This window comes from Marinobacter sp. 1-3A, from assembly GCF_016597775.1.
GTDB lineage: Bacteria > Pseudomonadota > Gammaproteobacteria > Pseudomonadales > Oleiphilaceae > Marinobacter > Marinobacter xiaoshiensis.
Genome location: NZ_VCGZ01000027.1, coordinates 1 through 2,937, shown reverse-complemented (window position 1 = coordinate 2,937; position 2,937 = coordinate 1). Strand labels below are relative to the sequence as shown.

Sequence of the window (2,937 nt, the reverse complement as noted above, 5' to 3'; positions counted from 1 at the left end):
TGGAGCCGGTGTTCGGCAATATTGGCACCAACAAGCGGTTGAACCGCTTCAGTCTCAGGGGCAAAAAGAAGGTGCAAGGTCAGTGGCGATTGTTCTGCATGGTGCACAATATTGAGAAGCTGGCTAATTATGGGCGGATGGCGGCATGACCGGGGGAGCAAGCCCTCCCGAAATACCCCTTAGGCACAAGGTTACGGGCGCCTGAACACTGAAATACCGGGATTGAGGGCTGTAAAGGGCAATCAATCCGAAAACTGGAAGTTGCTGGGCGAACTGACCGGCTAAAAAAACGAGATCGCAGGCGGTGGAATACTCGCTCGTTTTTGGGTTTTTCTACAGCCTCGTTATGTATAAAATCGAACGGTAATTTCTTATGAGGGAATTCTAGATGAGTTATGACGTTATAAGGCTTGCAGCTGACAAGCTCACCTACCGGGAAAAACTGAAGCTTTCCCAATATTTGATTCAAGCGGCAATAAAGGAAGAGGAAGACCTGAATCCTACCGCGAGAAATATATCAGCGCCGAAGATTGAGAAATCGGAACCGAGAAGTAAGACTGAAACGCCTAACGATTTGGATGTTATTTCGTACGTTAAGGAGAGGCTAGTCAAGTCAAAGCCCTCAAAGAAGCAATCATTAATAAACTTCATTGCCGCGATGTTCCAGTTTCAAGGCGGCATAGAGGAAAGCAAAATCGATACGATTATTAGAAGGCTTGAGAAAGATGGGGTCTTAACCATCTCCGGCGCTAGAGTCATTTATACATAACAAGTGCAGGCACGGCGACGCCTACTACATTGCGCCTTTGGCTTCATTTCGTAGGCGCGCATGCTGCAGGCGTTATGTGTTACTGCCAAGGAGTAGGTTGTTTTGCCTGAGTTGAAAACAATTGGCCTTTTCCTCGTTACCGCATTTGCAGAAATTGTCGGCTGTTATCTGCCTTACCTCTGGCTTCGCGAGGGCAAAACTATTTGGCTTTTGGTGCCTGGTGCATTGAGTCTTGCAGCATTCGCCTGGCTGCTTTCATTGCATCCGACAGCCGCTGGTAGGGTCTATGCTGCTTACGGTGGCGTTTATATTTTCATGGCAATACTTTGGCTGTGGGCAGTAGATGGCATCCGTCCAACTGCTTGGGACTTGGTAGGCTCAGCCGTTGCGCTGGTAGGTATGGCAATCATCATGTTTGCGCCGCGCACCACATAACCAGTGCATTAAATTCGTTCCGGCCCGATGGGCCTCCACCGGACGCCCTAGTCGGGCGCCGTTTATGCAGGCGTTAGCTGGTGTGGCTTTGGTTCCTTTCGGGAGGCTCTGTGCCAGTGGCCTTGGCTGAAAGTTGGGAGCAAAACCGGCAACATGGTTTAGTTGCCAAGGCCGTCCGAATTCGCAGTCTTGCTGGCAGTTCAATCGTTCAGCGGTGTTGTTAGTAACATGGGCATTTGGGTCGTGGGGCTGTCCGCCGGTAAACGGTTCCTTGCTTACCTGCTAATCTGGCGTTCAGGTTCGTTCACCGCATCGTTGACGGTGATTTATTCAAAGTGCCGCAGCGGGTTTGGGTGCAAGGGCAGCGGTGTAGGCTGCGATGTTAGTTGCCAGAGATCGGGCTTCATTGATGCCCCCAGCTAACAAGTCGCTGTAGTACGTTCCCGGCCTGAAGGCCGTCCACCGGACGCCCTTGTCAGGGCGCCGCTAAGCTTCAGCGTTAACCCTTGTGACCAGCATCTTGCAAAACTCCGTCAATGACGTATATTGACTGTCATGTTTACCATCATCGAAACCCCTACATTTGAAGCAGATGCCAGAAAAATCTGGACTGAGGAAGAGCGAAGCGCTTTCTTTGCCTGGCTTGCGGCAAGTCCGGAAATTGGTGACCCCATTCCGGGTAGCGGCGGATGTAGAAAGGTTCGTTGGTCGGTAGCGGGTTCAGGGAAGCGCGGTGGGGTGCGAGTCATTTACTTCACCAAGTTGGCAAATGGTGAGATCTGGTTATTGGTGATCTACAAGAAAGCCGTCAGGGGCAATATACCCGCTCATATCCTGAAGTCGATTCGTGAGGTATTGGAAAATGAGTGACGAGACACTAAGTGCTGAGGAGCTTGGCAACAAGTTGCTTCAGTCTGTTAAAGAAATGAAAGCGGGCAAAACTGCACGAGTCAGTCGTGTTGAGCCTAACGAGGTGGCAGAGGCTCGAGGCAAAACCGGACTGACTCAGGTCGAGTTTGCTGAGGTACTGCATATTTCCGCGCGAACCCTGCAGGAGTGGGAGCAAGGTCGACGTGAACCCTCTGGTCCAGCAAAAGCGCTCATTGAGATTGCTTCCCGTCATCCCGAGGTCATTCGAGAAGGCCTCGAGCTACGGGGTTAACAAGCGGCTGTTGTCGGACGCGCCTACGCTGCGCTCCGGCACGCCGCAAAGCCGGGCGTTATAACTTCGAGGGGTGAGGCAATGAGGTTGACGAGAAATAGTTGGTTTTTAGTGGGGGCTGCAGTCCTAGTCTCTTTCCCTGTGGTGTCAGATATTTTTGTGCCAAGTCCATCCTGCTTCCAGCCGAGTAAACCATACCAGTTCAATTCCCAGTGGGAGGTAGATAACTTTTATCAAGAAGTTGAGGATTACAAAGCATGTATTTCCGACTTTGTTGAAGAACAGACTGACGCGGCCAGAAACCATCAGCAAGCTGCAAGTGACGCAATCGATGCATGGAATCGTTTCGTCTCCTACGAGTTAAATTGATAGTGATTATAACAAGGCCAGTCACGGCGCGCATACTACATTGCGGCTTCGCCTCCATTCCGTAGCCGCGCATGCTGGCTGGCGTTGAGGCTGTAGAAAAACCCCAAATCCGACTGATTTTGGTAGCATTGAGCAAACAGACAAGGAGCCGTCGGCATGCCTCGCTTCAAGCACTACAACTATGACCAGGACACCATGGTCG

Annotated in this window: 5 protein-coding genes; all 5 read left to right on the top strand. The window is 51.2% G+C overall.

Annotated features, from left to right (window positions below):
* On the top strand, positions 1-149 hold a 149-nt coding region (locus FE848_RS18450; RefSeq protein WP_200205341.1), incomplete at its 5' end, for a transposase.
* 239 nt (positions 150-388) lie between these two features.
* Complete coding sequence (locus FE848_RS18445) at positions 389-769, top strand: hypothetical protein (RefSeq protein WP_200205345.1); 381 nt, start codon at positions 389-391, stop codon at positions 767-769.
* A gap of 102 nt (positions 770-871) precedes the next feature.
* Positions 872-1,204, top strand: coding sequence for a YnfA family protein (locus tag FE848_RS18440; RefSeq protein WP_200205344.1), 333 nt, complete (start codon positions 872-874; stop codon positions 1,202-1,204).
* Positions 1,205-1,759: 555 nt separating this feature from the next.
* Positions 1,760-2,074: a hypothetical protein gene (locus FE848_RS18435; protein WP_054641851.1), complete on the top strand. Its 315-nt coding sequence runs from the start codon at positions 1,760-1,762 to the stop codon at positions 2,072-2,074.
* Positions 2,067-2,366 (top strand): helix-turn-helix domain-containing protein, encoded by a 300-nt coding sequence (locus FE848_RS18430; protein WP_062373489.1) that lies wholly within the window; start codon positions 2,067-2,069, stop codon positions 2,364-2,366. Before FE848_RS18435 ends, FE848_RS18430 begins: the two co-directional genes overlap by 8 nt.
* The last annotated feature ends 571 nt before the right edge of the window (positions 2,367-2,937 follow it).

Excerpts from the sequence above, each read along its gene's own strand:
- FE848_RS18445 (WP_200205345.1), top strand. The coding sequence starts at position 389 with ATGAGTTATGACGTTATAAGGCTTGCAGCTGACAAGCTCACCTACCGG.
- FE848_RS18435 (WP_054641851.1), top strand. The coding sequence starts at position 1,760 with ATGTTTACCATCATCGAAACCCCTACATTTGAAGCAGATGCCAGAAAA.
- FE848_RS18430 (WP_062373489.1), top strand. The coding sequence starts at position 2,067 with ATGAGTGACGAGACACTAAGTGCTGAGGAGCTTGGCAACAAGTTGCTT.